This is a genomic window from Flavobacterium sp. WC2509 (assembly GCF_052683105.1).
The window spans coordinates 3,542,860-3,568,214 of record NZ_JBQZFG010000001.1 but is presented as its reverse complement, the minus strand read 5'-3'; the positions used below and the strand labels follow the sequence as shown (position 1 = coordinate 3,568,214).

At 33.0% G+C, this 25,355-nt stretch carries 17 protein-coding genes; 11 read left to right on the top strand and 6 right to left on the bottom strand.

Going from position 1 to position 25,355, the window contains the following annotated elements:
* Nucleotides 1–19 precede the first annotated feature (19 nt).
* The 9 genes from ACUN3A_RS14920 (at nucleotide 20) to fbp (ending at nucleotide 12,193) form a co-directional block, all read left to right on the top strand.
* Nucleotides 20–1,597, top strand: a complete 1,578-nt coding sequence (locus ACUN3A_RS14920) for a DUF5123 domain-containing protein (protein ID WP_445552075.1) — start codon at nucleotides 20–22, stop codon at nucleotides 1,595–1,597.
* Nucleotides 1,598–1,743: 146 nt separating this feature from the next.
* Complete coding sequence (locus ACUN3A_RS14915; protein WP_445552074.1) at nucleotides 1,744–2,673, top strand: alpha/beta hydrolase fold domain-containing protein; 930 nt, start codon at nucleotides 1,744–1,746, stop codon at nucleotides 2,671–2,673.
* Between the two features lie 24 nt (nucleotides 2,674–2,697).
* Nucleotides 2,698–3,918: a glycoside hydrolase family 88/105 protein gene (locus ACUN3A_RS14910; protein WP_445552073.1), complete on the top strand. Its 1,221-nt coding sequence runs from the start codon at nucleotides 2,698–2,700 to the stop codon at nucleotides 3,916–3,918.
* A 27-nt stretch (nucleotides 3,919–3,945) separates the two neighbouring features.
* Nucleotides 3,946–5,181 carry a glycoside hydrolase family 88/105 protein gene (locus ACUN3A_RS14905; RefSeq protein WP_445552072.1) on the top strand — a complete coding sequence of 412 codons (1,236 nt, stop codon included), beginning with the start codon at nucleotides 3,946–3,948 and terminating at the stop codon, nucleotides 5,179–5,181.
* A gap of 21 nt (nucleotides 5,182–5,202) precedes the next feature.
* Nucleotides 5,203–6,834: a glycoside hydrolase family 43 protein gene (locus ACUN3A_RS14900; RefSeq protein WP_445552071.1), complete on the top strand. Its 1,632-nt coding sequence runs from the start codon at nucleotides 5,203–5,205 to the stop codon at nucleotides 6,832–6,834.
* A 13-nt stretch (nucleotides 6,835–6,847) separates the two neighbouring features.
* The gene (gene pelA, locus ACUN3A_RS14895; RefSeq protein WP_445552070.1) at nucleotides 6,848–8,881 is read left to right on the top strand and encodes a pectate lyase; all 2,034 of its coding nucleotides are present in this window, start codon (nucleotides 6,848–6,850) and stop codon (nucleotides 8,879–8,881) included.
* Nucleotides 8,882–8,927: 46 nt separating this feature from the next.
* Entirely contained in the window at nucleotides 8,928–10,277 is a 1,350-nt protein-coding gene (locus tag ACUN3A_RS14890; protein WP_445552069.1) for a glycoside hydrolase family 28 protein, read from the top strand.
* 29 nt (nucleotides 10,278–10,306) lie between these two features.
* Nucleotides 10,307–11,140, top strand: coding sequence for a rhamnogalacturonan acetylesterase (locus ACUN3A_RS14885; RefSeq protein WP_445552068.1), 834 nt, complete (start codon nucleotides 10,307–10,309; stop codon nucleotides 11,138–11,140).
* A gap of 33 nt (nucleotides 11,141–11,173) precedes the next feature.
* Nucleotides 11,174–12,193: a class 1 fructose-bisphosphatase gene (gene fbp / locus ACUN3A_RS14880; protein WP_445552067.1), complete on the top strand. Its 1,020-nt coding sequence runs from the start codon at nucleotides 11,174–11,176 to the stop codon at nucleotides 12,191–12,193.
* A gap of 60 nt (nucleotides 12,194–12,253) precedes the next feature.
* Here the strand turns inward: fbp and ACUN3A_RS14875 are convergent, their stop codons facing one another.
* The 5 genes from ACUN3A_RS14875 to ychF all read right to left on the bottom strand — a co-directional run bounded on the left by ACUN3A_RS14875 (nucleotide 12,254) and on the right by ychF (nucleotide 20,271).
* Nucleotides 12,254–14,956 (bottom strand): DNA gyrase/topoisomerase IV subunit A, encoded by a 2,703-nt coding sequence (locus ACUN3A_RS14875; protein ID WP_445552066.1) that lies wholly within the window; start codon nucleotides 14,954–14,956, stop codon nucleotides 12,254–12,256.
* Nucleotides 14,957–16,057 (bottom strand): PDDEXK nuclease domain-containing protein, encoded by a 1,101-nt coding sequence (locus ACUN3A_RS14870; protein WP_445552065.1) that lies wholly within the window; start codon nucleotides 16,055–16,057, stop codon nucleotides 14,957–14,959. It lies immediately after the preceding gene.
* Between the two features lie 8 nt (nucleotides 16,058–16,065).
* A complete protein-coding gene (locus ACUN3A_RS14865; RefSeq protein ID WP_445552064.1) occupies nucleotides 16,066–17,937 on the bottom strand; it encodes a DNA topoisomerase IV subunit B in 1,872 nt (623 codons plus the stop codon).
* A gap of 455 nt (nucleotides 17,938–18,392) precedes the next feature.
* Nucleotides 18,393–18,914 (bottom strand): NADPH-dependent FMN reductase, encoded by a 522-nt coding sequence (locus ACUN3A_RS14860; RefSeq protein ID WP_445552063.1) that lies wholly within the window; start codon nucleotides 18,912–18,914, stop codon nucleotides 18,393–18,395.
* Nucleotides 18,915–19,176: 262 nt separating this feature from the next.
* Complete coding sequence (gene ychF, locus ACUN3A_RS14855) at nucleotides 19,177–20,271, bottom strand: redox-regulated ATPase YchF (RefSeq protein ID WP_445552062.1); 1,095 nt, start codon at nucleotides 20,269–20,271, stop codon at nucleotides 19,177–19,179.
* A gap of 303 nt (nucleotides 20,272–20,574) precedes the next feature.
* Between ychF and ACUN3A_RS14850 the strand changes: the two genes are divergently transcribed.
* Both ACUN3A_RS14850 and ACUN3A_RS14845 read left to right on the top strand, forming a co-directional pair.
* Complete coding sequence (locus ACUN3A_RS14850; protein WP_445552061.1) at nucleotides 20,575–23,277, top strand: TonB-dependent receptor; 2,703 nt, start codon at nucleotides 20,575–20,577, stop codon at nucleotides 23,275–23,277.
* Nucleotides 23,278–23,357: 80 nt separating this feature from the next.
* Complete coding sequence (locus ACUN3A_RS14845) at nucleotides 23,358–24,104, top strand: class I SAM-dependent DNA methyltransferase (protein ID WP_445552060.1); 747 nt, start codon at nucleotides 23,358–23,360, stop codon at nucleotides 24,102–24,104.
* A gap of 12 nt (nucleotides 24,105–24,116) precedes the next feature.
* Here the strand turns inward: ACUN3A_RS14845 and ACUN3A_RS14840 are convergent, their stop codons facing one another.
* Nucleotides 24,117–25,280, bottom strand: a complete 1,164-nt coding sequence (locus ACUN3A_RS14840; RefSeq protein WP_445552059.1) for a hypothetical protein — start codon at nucleotides 25,278–25,280, stop codon at nucleotides 24,117–24,119.
* Nucleotides 25,281–25,355: the final 75 nt, after the last annotated feature.

Here is a 25,355-nt window from a genome sequence, read left to right as displayed (position 1 = left end):
ATTATAAATTTTTATGTCTATGAATATAAAATATATATTAAAAGGATTAATAGCCTCATTAATACTAATTCTAGCTATTACTAGCTGTGAAAGTTACAATGAGCCACTATTAGATAGTCTTGGTAATACAAGAGAATTTTCTCCATTAGGTCTTAAAGCAGCTGTAAGAGCTCAGACAAATGTTGAATTAAATTGGACAGTAGATACTGGTGTTGATCATTATGTAATAGAATTCAGTGCTGACGATCCAAATTTTACAACTATTTACAAAACGGTTGAAGTTACTGCTTCGCAATTACCTGTATTAGTTAAGTTAGAAGGTGAAACAAATTATTCTATCAGAGTAAAAGCTGTAACACCTGGATTAGAAGATTCTAAATATGCTGTTACAACTGCTAGCACATTATCAGAACAACTTTTCCTTCCAATTGTTAACGGAGATATACAAGCTAAACAGGCGACTCTTAGATGGGTACCAAATAGTAATGTAACTAATATATTTATTTCTCCAGGAAGTATTTCTCATTTAATTACACCAGCAGAAAAAGCTAATGGTATTGCTACAATAACAGGGTTAAGTAGTGAAACAAATTATACAGCCACTTTATATAACAGCTCTAAAGTAAGAGGTAAACAAACTTTTACAACAGAGGTAGATCCTTCAACTGGTATTGTGATTACCCCAGCAGATGATTTAATTGCTACAATTAATAATGCTGCATCAGGAGCAAAACTGTATTTAGAATCTGGTGATTACACAGCACAAAGTGGATTAATAACTTTGGCTAAGACAATAACCATAAGAGCTCTTAAAAGTTATGATAAACCGAAAGTGAAACTTAATTTTTTACTTAATTCTGGTGTTGTTAATTTCACTTTAATAGATTTAGATTTAACAGGATCAGGTTTTACAAATCCAAGTGTAATAACAATTTCTTCAGCTGCAACTTTTAATGATCTTTTAATAAGTGGTTGTTATATTCATGACTATAGTCGATCATTATTCGCCAATACTGCTACTACTGCTACTTCTACAATAAATTCATTAACAATAGACAATAGCATTATTAGAAATGTAAATACTAATGGTGGCGCAGAATTTATAGATGTCAGATTTTCTTACATTAAAAGTATTGTTCTTCAAAATAGCACATTTGATACTTGTTCTGACTCTCGCGAATTTATTCGTTTAGATGCTGTTGCTGCTTTTACTGGAACTTCGAATGTATCGATTAATAGCTGTACATTATATAAAGTATGCACAACGGTTGCGGCAAAAAGAATATTATATCTCCGTTTTGCATCAAATACATCTACTGTAAAAAATACATTGATTGCTGAGACACCAACTGCACTATATTCGAACCAAAATGGTACATCTACCCCAACTACACCTCCTACGTTTATAGCAAATAATTATTTTAATGCAAATGCGTTATTTACACCTGCAGTACCTGTAGTTAATACAACAACACTTGATAAATCATCATTTACTACATTAGATCCAAAATTTGTAGATGCTGCAACTGGGAATTTGAAAGTTCAAAATCAAACTATAATTGACAATAAAACTGGAGACCCACGTTGGTTAAAATAAAATTATTTAAGAGGTTTGCAATTATTGCAAACCTCTTAATATATAATTTAAAATTAAAAAATACTTATTTATAAGTTAGTAAAATAGGAGTTTGAGACAAAAATCAAACTCCTATTTTAAATTAAAAAAGTCTTGCAATAGTAAAAATGAAAAAATTACTAACACTATTATTTTTAACTTCAATTGTACTTCAAGCACAAACTAACTATAGTATAGACACTACTTATACTCCAAAAAGTGTTTATAAAAAAGAACTAAAAAATCATCCATTTATTAGTTTGGTCCAGCCAAAACATTACACTAATGTATTGGAGAAAAAAGAGATAACTTATACAAAAATAAAAGATAGAGAATTGCATTTAGACGCCTACTGCACTAAGGCAAATCGCAAGAATCCAGCAATTGTAATCATACACGGTGGAGGATGGAAATCTGGAAATAAATCTCAAATGGAAACCTTTGCACAAGAAATGGCATCAAAAGGTTTTTCAAGTTTTACAATCGAATATCGATTATCGCTAGAAGCGAAATATCCCGCCGCTATTCTTGATGTTAAAAAAGCCATTCAGTTTATCAAAACAAATGCTAAAAAATTTAATGTAGATACTACTAAAATTGCTATATTGGGTTACTCTTCGGGCGGACAAATGGCAGCTTTAATAGGATCAACAAATAATAATAGCCTTTTTGAAAACAAAAACACAAAAGCAACTGCCAATGTACAAGCAATTGTAGATATAGATGGCATTTTGGCTTTCAAACACCCTGAGTCTAAAGAAGGAACCGTTGCTGCATTATGGCTTGGAGGCACTTATGATGAAAAACCAGAGATATGGGAACAAGCATCGGCATTATCACACACCGATAATAACACTCCTCCTACTCTATTTATAAACAGTAGTATCGATAGATTTCATGCAGGAAGAGATGATATGATTGCCATTTTAAACAAAAACGGAATATATAGTGAAGTCAAAACCATACCAAATTCGCCACATTCCTTTTGGTTTTTGAATCCTTGGTTTGACGAAACTGTAACATATACTGCTCAATTTTTAAATAAAATCTTTAAGTAATAAAAACAACAAATTGTAATCTAAATGAGACCTAGTATTAAAAGCTTAATTATTTGTTTAATTCTGTTGATTTTCAACAGTTCTAAAATTATTGCACAAACCGAAGCAAAAACAGAAACAAAAGCAACAATCGCAATTCCGACAACTTTAAAATGGTCGGAACGAATGGCATTGTCAATAATGAAAACATATCCTGAAGCTTGGCAGATAGATAATCACCCTGTTCCTAAATGGGATTATAAAATTGGACTGATTTTAACTGGGTATGAAAAGTTATACAATCAAACTAAAAATCAGCAATATTTCGATTATATCAAAGCATATGCTGATAAATTGATTGATAAAAATGGAGCTTTTCAAAATTATGACCCAAAAGATCACAATATTGATTTTATCAATGCTGGAAAAATATTATTTAATCTTTATGACACCACTAAAGAACAAAAATATCTTACTGCATTACAAACATTAAGAAGACAGTTTGAAGATCATCCAAGAACACCTTCTGGAGGTTTTTGGCATAAAAAAATATACCCTAACCAAATGTGGCTAGATGGATTATACATGGGAGAACCTTTTTACGCTCGTTACACTACTACATTTGAAGGAGGAGAAAAATTAAAAGATGTTGCACTTCAATTCGAATTGCTACACGATCATACTTTTGATAAAAAAACTGGATTGTATTTTCATGCTTGGGATGAAAGCAAAAAAATGCCTTGGGCAAATTCAAAAACAGGAACTGCACCCAATATTTGGTTAAGAGCTGTTGGTTGGTATGGAATGGCATTAGTCGATGCATTGGATTATTTTCCAAAAGATCATCCAAAACAAAAAGAACTCGTGCAATATCTAAACGAATTGGCGACAGCGGTAAGCAAATACCAAGACAAATCAGGTTTATGGTATCAAGTTCCAAATTTGGCAACAAAAAAAGGGAACTATTTAGAAGCTTCGGGTTCATCGATGTTAGTTTATTTCCTTGCAAAAGGAGCGCATAAAAAATATTTACCTTCAAAATTTGAGACAGTTGCCAATAATGGTTTTAAAGGTTTAATTACCAAATTAATAAAAGTAGATCAAGATGGAACGATCCACATAACCCAAGTTTGCGCGAGTGCAGGATTAGGTGGAAATCCTTATAGAGACGGCTCTTTTGACTATTACTTTAATGAAAAAACAACAACAGACAATTCTCATGGATTAGGTGCTTTCCTTTTAGCAGTAATCGAATTAGATAAATAAAAACATTAAATATTAAAATAAATAATCATGGTAAACGGAAAAACAAACGCTTTGAAAGCAGTTACGCTTTTTATTTCATTTGCATTTCTTAGCTGTAAAACTACAGCTCAAGAACCTGCAAAAAAAACCGATACACAAAGTCAAATAACTATTTCTAAAGACTTAAAATGGTCTGATAAAATGGCTTTGACACTAATGAAACGTCATCCTGAAAGTTATATGATTGACGATTCGAAAGCACCAAAATGGGATTATGTTCATGGATTGGTTTTATATGCTTTCCAAGAATTAAATAAAATAAATCCTAATCCAAAATACGCTTCTTATATAAAAAGCTATGTAGATAATTTTATTCAAGAAGATGGTACTATCAAAACATATGAAATCGACAAATACAACATTGATATGGTTGTTGCTGGACGATTACTTTTTAATGTTTATGCTTCTACAAAAGAAGAAAAATATTTAAAAGCAATGCAATTGTTACGCAAACAACTTGATCAACAACCAAGAACTCAAGGCGGTGGATTTTGGCATAAAAAAATCTATCCAAACCAAATGTGGTTAGATGGTTTATACATGGGAGAACCATTTTACGCTCAATATACGGCAACTTTTGAAAATGGAAAAAACCTAGACGACGTAGCCAAACAATTCGAACAAATTCAAATGCATGCAACAGATCCAAAAACTGGATTATTATATCACGCTTGGGATGAGAGTAAACAAATGCCTTGGGCTAATAAAGAAACTGGAAACTCCCCAAATTATTGGTCAAGAGCTTTAGGATGGTACGTAATGGCATTAGTTGATGTTTTAGATTACTTCCCAAAAGACCATCCAAAACAAAAAGAATTAGTAAAGTATTTAAATAGCGTTTCTGTAAGTTTAGCAAAATACCAAGACAAAAAAACAGGTCTTTGGTATCAAGTGACAGACAAAGGGAATGCAAAAGGAAACTATTTAGAAGCTTCAGGCTCTTCAATGTTCGCTTATGCATTTGCAAAAGGAGCAAACAAAGGATACTTACCTGCTGAATATAAAAAACTAGCTAATAAAGCATTTGATGGTTTAACCAAACAATTAATAAAAGTAGATGCTGATGGAACAATTACTTTGACTCAAGCTTGTCAAGTGGCTGGTCTTGGAGGTACTCCATATAGAGATGGTTCGTATGAATATTATGTGAATGAAAAGAAAAAAGACAACGATCCTAAAGCTACTGGTCCATTTATTTTAGCCGCTTTAGAATTGAATAGATAAAAATCATATTCCACGATTAAAATGAAGTTTACAAAAATCACAGCTGTTTTTTTATATTGTATTGCTATTCAAACAGCAATAGGACAAGAAAAAAATGAAAAGCAATATTCTCAAGTTTGGGTATCTGATAACGGTGACGGTACATATAAAAATCCTATTTTGTACGCCGATTATTCTGACCCGGATGCTATACGCGTTGGAGATGATTATTATATGACTGCTTCCTCTTTTAATTGTATTCCTGGCTTACCTATACTCCATTCTAAAGATTTGGTAAACTGGAAATTAATTGGATATGCACTTTCAAAACAAAAGCCTTTAGAAGTTTTTGACAAAGTTCAACACGGAAATGGTGTTTGGGCTCCATGTATTCGCTATCATAATAACGAATTTTATATTTATTACCCAGACCCTGATTATGGAATTTATCAAATAAAAGCCAAAAAACCAGAAGGACCATGGAGTGAACCTGTCATGGTAAAAGAAGGTAAAGGACTTATTGATCCAACTCCATTATGGGATGAAGATGGAAAAACGTATTTAACATATGCCTTTGCAGGAAGTCGTGCTGGTATCAAAAGTCAATTGGTAATTTGCACAATGAATTCAGAAGGAACAATTGCCAATTCAGATGAAGTTATGATTATTGACGGTCATGCTGAAGAATCGACAATTGAAGGACCAAAGTTCTACAAACGCAATGGCTATTATTACATTTTTGCTCCTGCAGGCGGAGTAGCAACTGGTTGGCAAACGGTTATGAGATCTAAAAACGTATTTGGCCCTTATGAAAAAAAGAAAGTTATGGATCAGGGAAAATCTACTATAAATGGACCTCATCAAGGAGCTTGGATTCAAACTCAAACTGGTGAAGATTGGTTTATTCATTTTCAAGATCAATTTGCTTATGGTAGAGTCGTTCATTTACAACCAATGAAATGGGTAAACGATTGGCCAGTTATTGGGATTGATAACGATAAAGACGGTATCGGAGAACCTGTTACTATTTATAAAAAACCAAACGTAGGCAAAAAAACATTTCCAATTGAAACACCGCCCGATAGTGATGAATTCAATTCAACTAAACTTGGATTACAATGGCAATGGCATGCTAATCCTCAAATAACTTGGGGGTTTCCAACGAGCATGGGATATTATAGTTTGAATTGTATTCCAGCACCAACAGAAGCAACAACGCTTTATCAAATACCTAATTTACTATTACAAAAAATGCCATCGAATGAATTTACTGCTACTGCAAAAGTAAAATTCAATTCACGATTTGATGGCGAAAGTATGGGATTGGTCGTTATGGGATTGGATTATAGCTATGTCTGTTTCAAACAAGAAGCAGGTAAATTATACCTCTCTCAAAAAACAGCTAAAAATATTGATAAAAAAGGAACAGAGAAAGAAAGCAAACCAATTCTGATTAGTAACCAAAGCCTTTATTTACAAGTCAAAGTGAAATCAGGTGGAATTTGCACTTTTTATTATAGCGAAAATGGAAAAGACTTCACTCCTATTGGCGAAGCTTTTACAGCTAGAGAAGGCCGATGGATTGGAGCCAAAATTGGTTTTGTTGCACTAAGACAAGGCATTATAAATGATGCTGGAAATGTTGAAATCGATTGGTTTAGAATAACAAAATAATATATTATTTAAAATGAAAAGTATAAAAACAAGCATTATAATAGCATTACTGATAGTATTCAATACCAATGCACAAGTGCAAAAAGAGCAAAAATGGGTTTCTATTATTCGTAATAATGAAAGTAGCTGGTTTGCCACCAATGAAGCCAAAGCAATTGCTGAAAATGTATTATTGTACCAACGCAATATTGGAGGTTGGCCAAAAAACATTCAAATGCAAAATCCACTGACTGCTGATCAAAAAAAACAATTGATTGCACAAAAATCAGATACTAAAGAAATAACTACCGACAATGGAGCTACCACACAAGAAATGTTATTTCTTTCAAAAATATATGCTCAAATACCAGATGAAAGATATAAAAATGCATTTCTTTCTGGTTTGAATTATTTACTCGAAGCCCAATATGAAAACGGAGGCTGGCCTCAATTTTATCCACTAAAAAAAGGATATTACACACACATAACCTACAATGATGACTCGATGGCTAATATTCTAAACATCTTGAAACAAATTATAGACAAAACAGGTTATTACAGCATCACTCCTGATGACGCTACAATCAAAAAAACACAAATCGCTTTTAATAAAGGAATCGATTGTATCTTAAAAACGCAATACAAACAAAATGGAGTTCTCACTGCTTGGTGTGCACAGCATGATGAAATTACGTTGCTTCCTGCAAATGCAAGAGCTTTTGAATTAGCCTCTTTAAGTGGTCAAGAATCAGCAAAAATTGTATTGCTTTTAATGTCACTAAAAAATCCATCCACAGAAGTAATAACTGCAGTAAATAGCGCTGTAGTTTGGTTTGAAAAAACAAAAATTACAGGTATCAAAATAGAATCTGTAATTGGAGAAGATGGTAAACCAAACAGAGTGGTTGTAAAAGATTCGAATGCCGAACCTTTGTGGGCTCGTTTTATGGAACTAAATGATAACACTCCTTTTTTCTGTGATAGAGATGGAATAAAAAAAGCAACATTAGCCGAGATTGGTTATGAAAGAAGAAATGGCTATGCTTGGTACACCAATGGACCAAAAGAAGTTTTAAAAAAATACGAAGACTGGAAAAAAAAAATTGAATCTGAAACAGTAGCCTCTCCCAAAAAAAATCAAGTCACTTTAAAAGATGAATTCAATATTGTGGTAGATCAAAAGGGAAATGGCGATTTTAAAACAATTCAAGAAGCCATAAATGCTGCAAAAGCTTACACAAGTAAAAGAATTAATATCTTTATAAAAGACGGAACATATTATGAAAAGGTAAAAATTCATGCTTGGAATCCAAATATTTCTCTCATTGGCGAAAGCCGAGAAAAAACAATCATAACGTATGATGATAATTTTAATAAAATAGCTCTTGGTCGAAACAGCACTTTTTATACCTACACCGTTTTGGTAGAAGGGGATGATTTTTTCTGTAAAAACCTAACCATTAAAAACACTTCAGGACCAATTGGGCAGGCAGTTGCATTGAATGTAAATGCTAATAGAGCACTATTTACTAATTGTGCTTTTTTAGGACATCAGGATACACTTTATACTTCGGGAGAAGCCAGTAAAAATTATTTTAAAGATTGTTATATCGAAGGTACTACTGATTTTATATTTGGAGATGCTACAGTCCTGTTCGAAAACTGTGTTATTAATAGCAAAAGTGACTCGTATATTACAGCAGCTTCAACACCAAAAGACAATACTTATGGTTATGTTTTTAAAAACTGTAAACTCACAGCAGATGCAAATGCAACCAAAGTATATCTTGGACGTCCTTGGAGACCTTATGCTAAAACCGTTTTTATAAATTGTGAAATGGGTAAACAAATTTTGGCAGAAGGCTGGTCCGTTTGGTCAAAATCAGACACTGAAATGAGCTCATTTTATGCTGAATACAAATGTACTGGTGAAGGTTTTCAACCGAAAACAAGAGTTAACTGGTCACATCAATTAACAGATGCTGAAGCCAAAAACTATACTATCGAAAATATACTAGATTCGAACGTTACCTCTTCAACAAAACAATGGTATTTGAAATCAATGTAATTATTTTAAAGATTACCTAACAACCGAATTTTCCAAACATGACATTATGAACTATAAACTTCTAATTCTATTTCTTTTTTCGGCACATTGTTTTGCTCAAAAAAATGATTTCCCATCAGATAAAGTGGATGAAATTATCAAGCGTATTCAGCTACCGACTATTCCTTCCTATAAAATTGAAGTCACAAAATTAGGAGCAAAAGGGGATTCTGTTAGCAATTCAAAACCTGCCTTTGATAAAGCCATGGCACTCTGTAAAAAAAATAATGGAGGTACAATTGTCGTTCCCAAAGGAGTTTACACCATAAACGGTCCTATTCATTTTGTTAGTAATGTGAAATTGCATTTAGAAGATGGTGCAAAAATTAGATTTGGTTCTAATCCAAAAGATTATCCTCTAACACTAACCAGCTGGGAAGGAACAATGCTTTACAATTATAGCCCACTTATTTATGGAAACAATGTAGAAAACATCGCTATTACTGGAAACGGAATAATCGATGGAGAAGCCAAAAATACTTGGATAAAATGGAAGCCTCTTGAAGAAAAAGACAAACTATTAAGTAGAGAGATGAATCACAAAAATACACCTATCAAAGAACGTGTTTTTGGAGAAGGCCATTATTTAAGACCACAATTGATTCAATTTATCAACTCAAAAAACATTCTGATAGAAAATGTCAAAATAGAAGATTCTCCTTTTTGGTGTATTCATTTATTGAAAAGTAAAAGCATAACACTCCGCGGATTAAAATACGATGCACAAAACAATAATAATGATGGGGTAGATCCTGAATATTCCAGTGATATTTTAATTGAAAACGTTCTTTTTAATAATGCAGACGACAACGTTGCCATAAAAGCAGGAAGAGATGATGAAGGTCGAAGCAATTCAAATACTCCTTCTGAAAATATTGTTATTAGAAATTGTGAATTCAAAGGCTTACACGCAATTGTTATTGGAAGTGAAATGTCAGCAGGAGTTCGAAATGTATATATTGAAAATAGTAAATTTAGAGGCTATTTGAAAAGAGGTGTATTCATCAAAACAAATTCCGACCGAGGTGGTTCTGTCAAAGATATTTATTTCAACAACCTAGCATTTGGAAAAGTAGAAGACTGTCTCTATATCACCGCTAATTATCATGGAGAAGGCAGTGGACTATATCCTTCTAAAGTTTCAGATATTTCTTTTTCAAACATTAGTTGTGTTGAAGCCACAAATACTGGTATTGTCATAGAAGGATTTCCTGATAAAAAAGTATCAAATATAAAACTAGACAACATCAACATACAAACCGCAAAAAATGGAATGACAGTTACCAACTCAGAAAATGTAAACATAAATGAAGTCGTAATTGGTCAAAAAGCAACAACACCAACTGCAATTAAATAGACAAAATACAATAAAAAATAATGCTAATTATGAAATCGCAATTAACAACAAGTTTGAGTATGCAAACACCAATAAATAAAAACGCGATACCATATATGACTACTAACAAATTAAAGTCTTTATATATGAAATGGACTATTGTACTTTTTATGCTACTATCTCTAAATTGTTTAGCACAAAAACCAACAATTTACGGCATCGGCGATTCTACAATGGCCAATAAAGTAAAACCAGAAGAAAACCCTGAACGTGGTTGGGGACAACTGTTTCCTATGTTTCTTACTGATAATATTAAATTCGATAATAGAGCTGTAAATGGAAGAAGCACAAGAAGCTTTATAAACGAAAAATTTTGGGAATCTGTTTACAAATCCTTAAAAAAAGGGGATTATGTTTTTATACAATTTGGACATAATGACCAAAAAGAGAAAGATTCTACCCGTTACACCAATCCGCATACAGCTTATCGCCATAATCTAATTCGATTTATAAACGAAACTAGGGAAAAAGGAGCGACACCAATACTTTTTTCTTCAATATGCCGAAGAAATTTTAACGAAAATGGCGTTCTAATTCCTACTCATGGAGACTATACTCTAGAAACTCGTTTGGTAGCTCAAGAATATAATGTTCCTTTTATTGATATGGAATATTACACCGAATTATTGGAGCAAAAATATGGACCAGAAAAATCAAAAAAAATCCATTTACATTTTGCAGCTGGTGAAATCCCTTATTATAAAAACGAAAAACATGAAGATGACACCCATCTTTCTGTAGAAGGAGCTACAGCCATTGCAAAAATTGCAGCAGAAGAATTAAAAAAAACAAAGCTAGATTTAGTTCAATATATAAAAAAATAGCCTAAATTTAAAAAACTCAAAAAGTTATACAACATGGCAGAGAAAAACAAAACATTAGGCGAATTCATTATTGAGAATCAAAAAGATTTCCCCTATTCATCAGGTGAATTATCTAGTCTTTTTAATTCTATAAAATTAGCAGCAAAAGTAATTAGCTATAAAGTAAACAAAGCAGGATTAGTAGATATCATTGGTGGAGTTGGTGAGAAAAACATACAGGGAGAGGACCAACAAAAACTAGATATATATGCCAATGAAGTTTTTATTCAAACACTAACAAATAGACAAATTGTGTGCGGCATAGCCTCTGAAGAAAATGATGATTTCATTACTATTCAAGGAAGTGACAAAGGTAATAATAGTAAATACGTTATTTTGATGGATCCCTTGGATGGTTCTTCCAACATAGATGTAAATGTATCAGTTGGAACTATTTTTTCGGTTTACAGAAGAATAACTCCAGTGGGAACTCCAGTACAATTAGAAGATTTTTTACAACCAGGAACAGCTCAAGTAGCGGCTGGTTATGTGATTTACGGAACCTCAACCATGCTTGTCTATACAACTGGACAAGGTGTAAATGGATTCACATTAAATCCTGCCATAGGAACTTTCTATTTGTCACACCCAAAAATGAAATTTCCTGAAAATGGTGCAATCTACTCTGTAAACGAAGGAAACTATATCCATTTCCCACAAGGAGTAAAAGATTATATCAAATATTGCCAATTAGAAGAAGAAGATCGTCCTTACAGTTCCAGGTATATTGGAAGTTTAGCTTCCGATATTCATAGAAACATGATTAAAGGTGGAGTCTATTTATATCCTTCAAGTTCTAAAGCCATCAAAGGAAAATTAAGACTTCTATATGAATGCAATCCAATGGCTTTTATCGCCGAACAAGCAGGCGGAAAAGCATCAGATGGTGTAAACCGTGTCATGGAAATCGAGCCAACTTCCTTACACGAACGAACTGCTTTCTTTTGCGGAAGCTATAACATGGTAGAAAAAATTGAAGATTGTATTCACAAGGCTTCGTTGAGTAAATACTAAAATTCATTTAGAAGATAAAAAAAACAGTTTAGAAATTTTCTAAACTGTTTTTTTTTGTTGCTAAAACAAAGTAACCTGTCCATCGTCATCCAACTGAACATCTATATCACCATCGGTTTGTTCGTCCTTCTCAATTGGTTCAGGAATAATTTCTACTGGCTCTTCATAAGGCAATGATTCCAACAAATTAACCTGTTTCAACTTATCAGTAGTTAATTGATTTCCGAGTGCTTTAAATCCTTTTACAGCGATAAAAGACTCAATATCTACTGTCATATTCTCTTTCTGTACCCCTTTAATTTTTGTAAAAATCAATTCGGCTACTGGACGATAGTCTGTCGCTACGATTTCCAATCTCGAATTCGGATGCTCGGTGATAAAACAATCTTCTTTATTTTCAGTTTCCACCAAGAAGCGTTTGATATAATAACGTTCTTTTTCACCATCATAATAAATGGCCGAAATAGGTTTTTTAGGAATCCATTTCTCCAAAACAATCATATCTTCATCAAAATGAGTAGTCAACTCAGGTGTAATAACCTTAAGTTTCCCTGATTGCTGGATAATTAGAATTTTATCACTAGGTCTAAATTCACCCAGCAATTCCCCTCTTGCATCAACATTCAATCGTTGAACGGTATCATCAAACCAAACCTTTCTTGGTAATAGTGTCGAAATACCTTTTTCCTTTAATTCAATTTTTTTGATAGGATATTTAGAAACTAAATTACCCTTAGAAGCACGTCCTTTAATCGCTAAAGAAGCAAAATCAATATCGAATTTCAGCTTTTTGATACTTCCCACCTGACGCAATAAAATAGTAATAACTTCAGCCTCACCATTTGGATTACAAGAAAAATACAAGGTTTGTGAACCCGCAGTTTCATTGGTTAAATCATACGGTTTATCGCGGGTAACACCCGTAACATTGAAACGTTTAATATACGATGGTCCCGATTTACCATCACGATAAATCATGTTGTAAATCGTACGTTTATCACTTTTATCAAAAATAGCAATATGAATAATGTCTTTACCAACAAAAGTTTTAGCATCGACTTTGGTAATCATCATTTTTCCGTCACGTAAAAAAATAATTACGTCATCAATATCCGAACAATCAGTAACATATTCATCTTTTTTCAAACTGGTTCCCACGAAACCCTCTACTCTATTTACATATAATTTAGTATTTCGAAGTACGACTTTGGTCGCTTCGATATCATCAAAAATACGCAACTCAGTTTGACGCTCTCTGCCTTTTCCATATTTCTCTTTTAACTTCGTAAAATAAGCTATCGCAAAATCTGTCAGATTAGCTAAATGATGTTCCACTTCCTTCATTTCGTCTTCTAACTTAGCTATAAAATCATCAGCTTTATCAGAATCGAAACGAGTAATACGAATCATTGGAATTTGTGTCAATCGATGTAAATCATCATCATGAATATCTCTAACGAATGATTTCTTGAAAGGCTCAAAACGGTCATACAAATAGACATAAAGTGATTCTCTATCTCCATATAATTTGAAATCAATGTACATTTCTTCACGAATGAAGATTTTCTCTAAAGTAGAAAAATGCCATTTATTTTTTAATTCTTCTAATTGAATTTCCAACTCTTGTCGAAGTAAATCAACCGTTCTTTGTGTTGAAATTTTCAACATATGAGAAACACCAATAAACAATGGTTTATTATCTTCAATCACACAACCTAAAGGTGCTACAGAAGTTTCACAAGCGGTAAAAGCAAATAAAGCATCTATGGTTTTATCTGGAGAAACTCCTGGAAAAAGGTGAATTAATATTTCAACCTCAGCAGCGGTATTATCTTCAATTTTCTTGATTTTGATTTTACCTTTATCATTGGCTTTCAAAATACTATCAATCAAAGTCGTAGTATTTGTTGAAAACGGAATTTGCGTAATCACCAATGTATTTTTATCGAGTTGACCAATTTTGGCACGAACACGAACACGTCCGCCACGCATTCCATCATTATAATTAGACACATCGGCAATACCCTGCGTCATAAAATCCGGATAAAGCGTAAACGGTTTTCCTTTTAAAATTTTAATCGAAGCATCAATTAATTCATTAAAGTTGTGTGGCAGTACTTTAGTCGAAAGACCAACGGCAATACCCTCTGCTCCTTGTGCCAAAAGCAATGGAAACTTTACAGGAAGATTATTCGGTTCAGCACGACGACCATCGTACGAAACTCCCCAATCGGTAATTTTTGGAGAGTATAAAACCTCTAAAGCAAATTTTGATAAACGTGCCTCAATATAACGAGAAGCAGCAGCGCCATCTCCTGTTAAGATATTACCCCAGTTTCCCTGACAATCAATTAATAATTCTTTCTGACCAATTTGCACCATTGCATCACCAATACTCTGATCTCCGTGAGGATGATACTGCATGGTGTGACCAACAACATTAGCAACTTTATTGTAACGACCATCATCCAACTCTTTCAAAGAGTGCATAATTCTTCGTTGCACCGGTTTAAAACCATCCTCGATAGCAGGAACAGCACGCTCTAAAATTACATAGGAAGCATAATCCAAAAACCAATCTTTGTACATTCCTGTAACTTTGGTAATGGTATCATTTTCATCCTCATTATTTTCGTAAAAATGGTGTCCGCCTGAAACAACTAAGTCATCAAAACCTTCATCAATAGATTCGTCTGAATCATTAATGTCGTTTTGCGAATCGTCTTCGTTTGGAATGATGTTATCGTCTTCTTCGTCTTTCATTTATTTTGATTCCGAAATTAATTGTATTAAATCTTCTCTGCTTGGTAAAATTGTTTTGTATTTACTGGCAAAAATTTGCTCGTTATTTTCTGGTAAAGTGTATTCTACAACCAAATCACTTTTGTTTTGGCAAAGAACAATTCCTATAGTTTTGTTTTCATCTTCTAGACGCATTTCTCTGTCGTAATAATTGACATACATTTGCATTTGTCCTAAATCTTGATGTTTTAATTCTCCTATTTTTAAATCAATCAGAACAAAACACTTCAATACTCGATTATAAAAAACCAAATCAATCCTGAAATGTTTATCATCAAAAGTAATTCTGTTTTGTCTGGCTACAAAAGTAAAACCGTGACCTAACTCTAATAAAAAATGCTCTAATTTATTGATAATCTCTTCTTCCAGTTCCGATTCAGAATATTGATGCAATTCTGGTAATCCTAGAAACTCCAATATATAAGGATCTTTGATAATGTCTTTTGGTTTCTCTATAATCTGACCTTTTTCCGAGAGTTTTAAAATGCCTTCTTTATCTCGGCTCAAAGCTAATCGTGTATAAAGTGCTGAATCGTATTGTCGTTTTAATTCGCGAACACTCCAATTGTATTTTTCGGATTCAATTTCATAGAAACGTCTTTCTTTTTCATCCTCAATCCGCATTAAGAACGTATAATGTGACCAAGTTAGTTTGAAAATCCGCGACACTGTCTCGGATTTCTCAGAAAACGCAGACGGTGACTGCGTATTCTTATGGATCAATTCCGCAGACACTGTCTGCGTTTTTTGAATATTCAAATTCGTCATCAGTGTCGACGAAATTGAATATGTTAAATAAAATTTTCTTATCTGCTCTAAATTCCTCAAAGAATATCCTTTCCCAAACTCATTGGTCAACTGTTCAGAAAGTCCTTTTAACAATTGCTTTCCATATTCTGCTCTGTCCTTTCCGTTTTGTTCTTCTTCCACAATCATCCGTCCTATCTCAAAATAGGTATAAACCATTGTTGAATTTACAGTACGTAAAACGTGTTGTCGAGCATTTTGCAACATTTCGACAACTTGAGAAAATAAAGCTTTATTTTGAAGGTTTCCTGACACTATCTATATTATTTCACCTCTTCCAAAACATCCAACTCCACCTTCAAATTCTTGATAATAAACTCTTGTCGGTCTGGAGTATTTTTCCCCATATAAAATGACAACAACTGTTCTATCGACGTATTCTTGTCCATCATAATTGGATCTAAACGAATCGTATCTCCAATAAAATTCTTAAACTCATCTGGAGAAATCTCTCCTAAACCTTTAAATCGGGTGATTTCTGGTTTTGGTTTTAGTTTTTCGATAGCATCTTTTCGTTCTTCTTCCGAATAACAATAAATGGTTTCTTTTTTATTTCGAACCCTGAAAAGCGGTGTCTGCAAAATGTATAAATGTCCTTCCTTTATTAATTCTGGAAAAAATTGCAGAAAGAATGTAATCAACAGCAAACGGATGTGCATTCCATCGACATCGGCATCGGTTGCGATTACAATATTGTTGTAACGCAATTTTTCTAATCCGTCTTCAATATCGAGAGCGGCCTGCAATAAATTGAATTCTTCATTTTCATATACAATTTTTTTGCTCATTCCGTACGAATTCAAAGGCTTACCTCGCAAACTAAAAACAGCCTGAGTATTCACATCACGAGATTTGGTAATCGATCCAGAAGCCGAATCTCCCTCAGTAATAAAAAGTGTGCTTTCTAAACTTCTTGGATTTTTGGTGTCAGGAAGATGCGCACGGCAATCCCTTAATTTTTTATTGTGAAGATTCGCTTTCTTGGCACGATCCGTAGCTAGTTTTCTAATTCCTGATAATTCTTTTCTTTCGCGTTCAGCCTGAAGAATTTTACGTAATAAAGCTTCCGCCGTTGCGGGGTTTTTATGTAAATAATTATCTAATTTATTTTTGATAAAATCATTAACGAAAGTACGGACTGAAACCGGCGGTGTGCCGTCATCCGAACCCATATCCATCGAACCTAATTTGGTTTTTGTCTGCGATTCAAAAACAGGTTCCATTACTTTTATGCTAATGGCACTCACTATCGATTTACGCACATCTGACGCTTCAAAACTTTTGTTGTAAAACTCACGAATAGTTTTTACGATTGCCTCTCTATAAGCCGCTAAATGCGTTCCTCCCTGTGTAGTATTCTGACCATTTACAAACGAGTGGTATTCCTCGCTGTATTGTGTTTTACTGTGTGTTAAAGCAATCTCAATATCATGTTCCTTCAAATGGATAATTGGATATTCTAAATCTTCTTCGCTGATTGTTTCTTCCAATAAATCTCTAAGACCATTCTCCGAAATATATTTTTCTCCATTGAATATAATCGTCAAACCATTGTTCAAATAACAATAGTTTTTGACCATTTTGATAACATATTCTAAACGGAATTTGTAGTTTTTAAAAATGGTTTCATCAGGCGTAAAAGTAACTTTCGTACCTTTTCGTTTTGTTGTGTCAATTACATCTTCTTCAAGAACCAAATTTCCACCTGAGAATTCTGCTGCTTTTTGCTTTTCTTCACGAACAGATTCTACACGAAAAGCACTTGAAAGTGCATTAACCGCTTTTGTTCCGACACCATTCAAACCAACAGATTTCTGAAAAGCTTTGGAATCGTACTTTCCTCCAGTATTCATTTTCGAAACTACATCAACCACTTTCCCTAATGGAATCCCACGTCCATAATCTCGAACCGAAACCGTTTTATCTTTGATTGTTACCTCAATAGTTTTTCCAGAGCCCATCACGAACTCATCGATACAGTTATCGAGAACTTCTTTTAACAAAATATAAATACCATCATCTGGCGAAGAACCATCTCCTAGTTTCCCAATATACATTCCGGGACGCATACGAATGTGTTCTTTCCAGTCGAGAGAACGGATATTATCTTCGGTGTATTGATTTTGATCTGACATTTTGGGATTTTAGCGAATTTAACTGCGTTTTTTTCGGTCTTTGCTTTCCATAAAAACCTCGAATGTGCTAATGTAGTGTAATTCGATAAAATTTAAAAGAAGTACCCCGCAAAGTTATCAAGAATGATATTGACAGAAAATTGCAGATTTTAGATTTTAGATTTCAGCCCGAACACTATTAATTAATTTTTGGAGCAGAAAGATTAGGCATTTTAGCATGCATTGGTCCCGCTCCGCTTCAAACGAAGTTCACTGAACTCCTATGAAAATAAATGTATAATGAAGTAATCTTGTGAGCCGAACTCCGGCTCACAAGGATTTTCACTTCACACGAGCGAAAGCGAACTGGCGAAGCAATCGGGGCTAAAGAGAGAGATTTCGCTTTTTTGCAATTATGTTAGAAAAAAACATCAGATTTTAAAATTTAAAATTGACATTGATATTGACATTGCCATTTAAAAACTCTTCACAATTCCTTTCAACTGATTATCCAATTCCGCATTGGAAATCTCACCTTTTTCAACATCAAAATTATCATTGAAACTTGGTAAAGAAAATATCGCTTTTATGTCTGCAGTAAAACGAGGAAAATTATTTTTAGCAATTTCAAGAACACTTGCTCCGCCTCTTGCACCGGGCGAAGTAGCCATTAACAACATTTGTTTTTCCTGAAATATTTTTCCGTTTATTCTCGAACACCAATCCACAGTGTTTTTAAAAGCGGCACTGTAATTACCATTATTTTCAGCTAGTGAAACCACCAAAAGATCAGCAGTTGTAATTTTTTCCAAAAAGGCTTTCGCCAAAGGATGCTGACCAATAACAGCTTCCTTATCTACACTGAATAATGGCATTTCGTAATCATTTAAATCCAACACCTCAACTTGGGCATTTTCAAACAGACCTGCTGCATAAATGGCTAATTTTTTATTGATGGATTTTTTGCTTGGACTTCCTGCAAAGGCTATAATTTTCATAGTATTTAAATTTTCTTAAAAGTAATAAAAATTAAAATATGACAATTCAACTTTTACCCCAGATTATAGTGGAAATCATTTTCCTAAAACGCTAATTTTTTCTTGACCAAAAAGAGCGACCAAAGGAAGCTCCTTTATGGTTTTAGAAAAAACTGAGTTTTAGGAAAATATTGAAACGAAAAGCTGGATTAGGTCCATAAAAAAAACCTGCAAAATAACTCTTGCAGGCTTCTATCTATTTTCTTTATTCTATTTTCTAAAACTACACGTTAAAACGGAAATGCATAACGTCTCCATCTTTTACAATATATTCTTTTCCTTCAACTTTGAATTTACCAGCTTCTTTTGCTTTTGCTTCTGAACCGTATTGAACGTAATCTTCGTATGAAATCACTTCGGCACGAATGAATCCTTTTTCGAAATCGGTATGGATAACTCCAGCCGCTTGTGGTGCAGTTGATCCAATATTGATTGTCCAAGCACGAACTTCTTTAACTCCTGCAGTGAAATACGTTTGTTGCTTCAATAATTTGTAAGCAGCACGAATTAAAACTGATGCTCCAGGCTCAGTCAACCCCATATCTTCTAGAAAAACCTGACGCTCTTCGTAGCTTTCTAATTCGGTAATATCAGCCTCTGCTCCTACTGAAAGAATAATTACTTCAGCTTCTTCATCTTTAACTAACTCACGAACCTGATCAACATATTTATTTCCGTTTACTGCCGAATTTTCGTCAACATTACAAACATACAATACTGGTTTTGCAGTAATCAATTGAAATGATTCCATTAGAACTTCTTCATCATTTCCTTGAGGAATGATTGTTCTTGCTGATTTAGCCTGTAATAAATTTTCTCTGATTCGGTCTAAAAGTCCTTTTTCAGTTTGCGCTTCTTTATTTCCAGTTTTGGCTGCACGATTTACTTTTTCTAAACGTTTCTCAACTGTTTCTAAGTCTTTTAATTGCAACTCAATATCGATAGTTTCTTTATCACGAATTGGGTTTACATTTCCATCTACGTGAACGATATTGTCATTGTCAAAACAACGCAATACGTGAATAATAGCATTACACTCTCTGATATTTCCAAGAAATTGATTTCCTAAACCTTCTCCTTTACTTGCTCCTTTTACTAAACCTGCAATATCTACAATATCTACAGTTGCCATTTGCACACGCTCTGGTTTAACTAATTCTTCCAACTTATTAATTCTTGGATCTGGAACGTTTACAACTCCAATATTAGGTTCGATAGTACAAAACGGAAAATTGGCACTTTGCGCTTTTGCATTCGATAAACAATTGAATAATGTTGATTTTCCAACATTCGGTAATCCTACAATTCCTGCTTTCATGTGTAGTTAATTTGTTTTTTTATGAAACATGATATCGCCGTTCTTCATACTATTTTCATTTGAATCTTGGCGATTTCATACTATGTATTTCTACAAATAACAATATGCTGCTACTTGTATTTTAGCAATTCCTTTTTTAAAGTTTGCAAATATAAGATTTAAAAATGCTTGTTAAACAATTTTTTAAGATTAATACTTTTTGACCGTTTTGATTAATTTTTTTAAACATTTTTAAGTTATTTTGTTAAAATATAACTATATTTAAACCTAAATTTAACTAACAACCAACTTATCCTACCAATTATGAAAAAAATCATGCAAATATTCTTTTTGCTGAACATTACATTTGTATTAGCACAAAAAGAAGTATCAGGAGTCGTAAAAGACAAAACAGGCAATCCTATTCCAGGAGTTAACATCGTTGAAAAAGGAACATCAAATAGTGTTGCTACAGATTTTAGCGGTAATTACAAATTAAGTGTAAAGGAAGGAGCTACTTTGATTTTTAGCTACATTGGCTACAAAAGTGTTACAATACTAGCCGATAAAAACATAATTGATGTAGATCTATTTGAAGAGGGTGGAGAAACATTAAAAGAAGTACAGATTGTGGGTTCTAGAAATACAAAAAGAACTGTGGTTAATTCGGCAGTTCCTATTGATATTATTAGTGTAAAAGATGTGACCACACAAAGCGGAAAAATTGAAATCAATGAACTCTTGCAATATGTTGCTCCATCTTTTAATGCTAACAAACAATCGGGTTCTGATGGTGCCGATCACGTAGATCCTGCTTCATTAAGAGGTATGGGACCAGATCAAACCCTTGTTTTGATTAATGGAAAAAGAAGACATCAATCCTCTTTAATTAATCTTTTTGGAACCCGAGGCCGAGGAAATACAGGAACTGATTTAAATGCAATTCCGGCTTCTTCCATCAAAAGAATTGAAATTTTGAGAGATGGTGCCGCCGCACAATACGGTTCTGATGCTATTGCCGGAGTAATCAATATCGTTACTAATGATAATATTGATGAATTTACAGGCGCTGTAACTTATGGTGCTTATAACACTGATGCAAGAGGTGATTTTTCTCTAGGAACTGCAAATACAAAAGACTATAGATTAGATAAAAATGGAAACGGAAATTCTTTCGGAAAAAACCAATCATTCGATGGTGGATCTGTAAAAATAGGTGCTAATTATGGTACTTCAATTGGAACTAAAGGAGGTTTTGTGAATGTTACTGGAGAATTTTTGAATAAAGAGAAAACTTTACGACCTGGTTTTGATTTTAGAAAAGGTTTTGGTGAAGCTGAAATTCTAGGTGTCAATTTATTTGTAAATCTTGCTGTTCCAATCTCGGATAAAACAGAATTTTATGCTTTCGGAGGAAGTAATTTCAGAGATACTGATGCTTATGCTTTTACCCGAAATGATGGAGAAAGAGTTGTAGAATCAATATATCCTGGAGGATATACTCCAAGAATTACGTCACAAATAAATGACAATTCGATTGCAGCTGGAATTAAAACTGAAACCACTGGTGGCTGGAAATGGGATCTTAGTAATACTTTAGGAGAAAATAAATTTAATTATGACATAAAAGGAACTATCAACGCTTCACTTGAAGAGAATTCACCAAAAGAATTTAATGCCGGTGGACACAGTTTACTTCAAAATACGACAAATTTAGACGTTTCAAAAAATTACAGTGATGTTCTTAGCGGGTTAAACATAGCGTTTGGAACTGAATTTAGAGTTGAGCAATTCAAAATTTTTGCAGGAGAAGAAGGTTCTTATGCTACTTATGACACTAACGGAAAACCAATTATAGACCCTACAACTCAAAGTGCCCCAATTGACCCAATTTCTGGAGAACCTAGACCTGGAGGCTCGCAAGGTTTCCCAGGATACAGCCCTTTAAATGAAGTAAATAAAAGCCGTACCAATTTCTCTTTATATTCAGACGCTGAGTTAGATGTTACCGAAGCCTGGATGGTTAGTGGAGCTGTTCGTTATGAAAATTATAGTGATTTTGGAAGCACTTTAAATGGCAAATTAGCATCAAGACTGAAAATCAATGATCATATCAATTTAAGAGGTTCGGTAAGTACAGGTTTCCGTGCGCCCTCATTAGCTCAGATATATTACAATTTGCGTTTTACAAACTTTAGCTCAGCTGGAGCAACCGAAGTTTTGCTTTCATCAAATGACAGTCCTGTAACAAAAGCTTTTGGGATTGATAATTTAAATGAAGAAAAAGCAATAAATGCATCTTTAGGTTTTACAGCTAATTTTGGTGATTTTACTGCCACAGTTGATGGATATCTGATTAATGTAAAAGATAGGATTGTATTAACTGGTTATTTTGATGCAACACAATATAATCTTGGCGTTGATAAAGCTCAATTTTTCGTGAATGGTGTAGACACAAAAACATTAGGGCTTGACGTCGTTTTATCTTGGAAAAAAACTATTAATGAAAATAGATTTAGCGCCACTCTTGTTGGAAACATCAACGACATGAAAATTGACAAAGTAAAAAATGGAGATTTAGATGAAAAAACATTCTTTGGAGAACGTGATAAAGCCTTTTTATTAGCTTCTGCTCCACCAAGCAAATTTGGTCTAAACCTTAATTATGGAAGAAAATGGTTTGATGCTGGTTTAGCTTTTACAAGATTTAGCGAAGTAAAACTTTTAGATTATCAAATGGATGAAGATCCTGAAGATTACAGAACTTCCCCAAGTGAAACTGATGCACAAGTATTTGCTAATCAAAAAACAGCTGCAACAGATACTTACGGAGCAAAAATTGTAACCGATTTGACTTTAGGATTTAAGCTATGTAAATCTCTTAAATTAAGCGTTGGAGCAAATAACTTGCTAAATATTTATCCTGATCAACAAGATGATTGGGTTGAAGCTGGAGGATACTGGGATGCCGTACAAATGGGATTCAGCGGTGCCTATTATTATACTCGATTAGGTTTTACATTCTAAAAAAGAAGCAAAAAATAAAGGACAATCGAAAGAGAGTCCTTTATTTTTTTGATTAAATTTATATTATATAAACTACAATCATGGCAAATTTATTTTCTGGAAAAATGGCAACAATTTTTGACGCCATGTACCAAACTTTCATCGACTATGATGAAGAATATGAGTTTTTCAATGGATTACTACAAGAAAAAGAATGTAATTCTGTTCTTGAAATAGGAAGTGGAACCGGAAATCTTGCCAAACGGTTTCGAGACAATAACCAAAACTACAAGGGACTTGATTCTAGCCTAAGTATGATTGCAATTGCTCAACAAAGAAACAAAGATTGTACTTTTATACATGGTGATATGCGTAATTTTGAACTCCAAACCCCTGTAGACGCTATTATTATAACCGGTAGATCAACAAGCTATTTAATAAACAATGAAGATGTTAATGATACTTTTGAATCTGTTCATAAAAACTTAAATTCAAACGGCATTTTTATTTTTGATATAATTGATGCAAATCGTTTTATTCCTTTTATTAAGACAAACAAAACCATTGCACATGAAGCGTCGTATGAAGGAATAAATTATGTTCGTGAAAGTGAATGGGAAACCACTCCATTTGAAAATTTCTTATTAGCATGGAATGCCAAATATTTTCAAATCACTGTTGATGAAAAAGAACTTTTATCTGAAGATTTTTCTACTGTTCGAGTTTTTACCTTAAATGAAATAGAACTTTTTTTATATCTAAACAATTTTGAAGTATTAAAAATAATTGACCGAAAAACATACGCTTATGATACTTATGTAATTATGGCTATGAAAAAAGATAAGTAGATACTAAAGATATTAATTACTAATTTTATTTATAATCTCTAATTCTTTAGCGGTAGGAGTTAAACCAGAAACATTCCAATAATCGGTTAAGATGGAATTTTTAGCATTAAATAGAGTCTTGTCTTTAAAAACCTGACTATCATTGTACGTAAAGTTCTGAACATTAAAATTGGTTGTCACCAGATTATTCTGTATTTCTATATTTTTAATTTCATTCCCAGCGTTATAACTATAATTAATTTCCTCATTCGAACTCACTAGATAATAATTCCCAGCATCTACTCTATAACGCGTTTTAAAAACAGATTTAATTAAGTTTTTATACCCTTTTGTTGTATTTTCCTCAACTGACACCAAAAGTTCAGGAGAAACAACAGCAGTAACTTCTACTATTAGTTTTCTTTTAACATCGTAAACAATTTTATAATCATCTAATAAATCTGTCGTTTTTTCGGTAGGGATTGGAGTAGCTATTATATTATTACAGTCTTGATTTAAAGGATTTACCTTAACAATAAAATTGTATTTTTTTCTTATTTTATCATCTGTTAATGGTCTCAAAACAGAGAAAATATAATATTTCTCCATCATAGAATTTAAATTATATCCCAATAAATCCGAAGAAATCAAATCATCAACTAAACCAAAAGAACGGTTTTGCTCTAACAATAAAATTGATTTTACCTTTTTTTGTTCTTTGTATAATTGAAAATTAATAAGCCCATCGTTAAAATAAGCATATTCTCCATTTAACTTAAAAAACTCTCTGGAATATACTTTCAACCTAGCGGGTACATTGAGCGTTTTAATAGAATTAGCAACTAAAGCTTTAATGATTTCACTAGGATCTTTACTGGTTATTACAATGTCGTCAAGTGTATTAGTTTTACTTGTTAAATAAAAAATATTTTCTGATTGATTTAATGAAGCCCATTTTATTATGATTGGTAAATAAGATGAATGCGAAACTTTTAAATTAGAACCTCCTTTAAGTTCAAATACAAAAGTCCCTTCAGAATTAGACCATAAAATCTGTTTTGTTTTTAACACTAAAATTTCAGCGCCTTCAATTGGTTGATTGGTATCTATATCCAATAATATCACTTTTTTTTCATTGACTTGTGAAAAAGAAGAAAAGCACGAAATAAACAAAAACAAAACAAATATTTTTCTCATATTTTAGAATATAGACAAATTATTCATAAAAAAAAGCTTTTAAAAATATAAAAAAAACAATTACCATAATCTTTT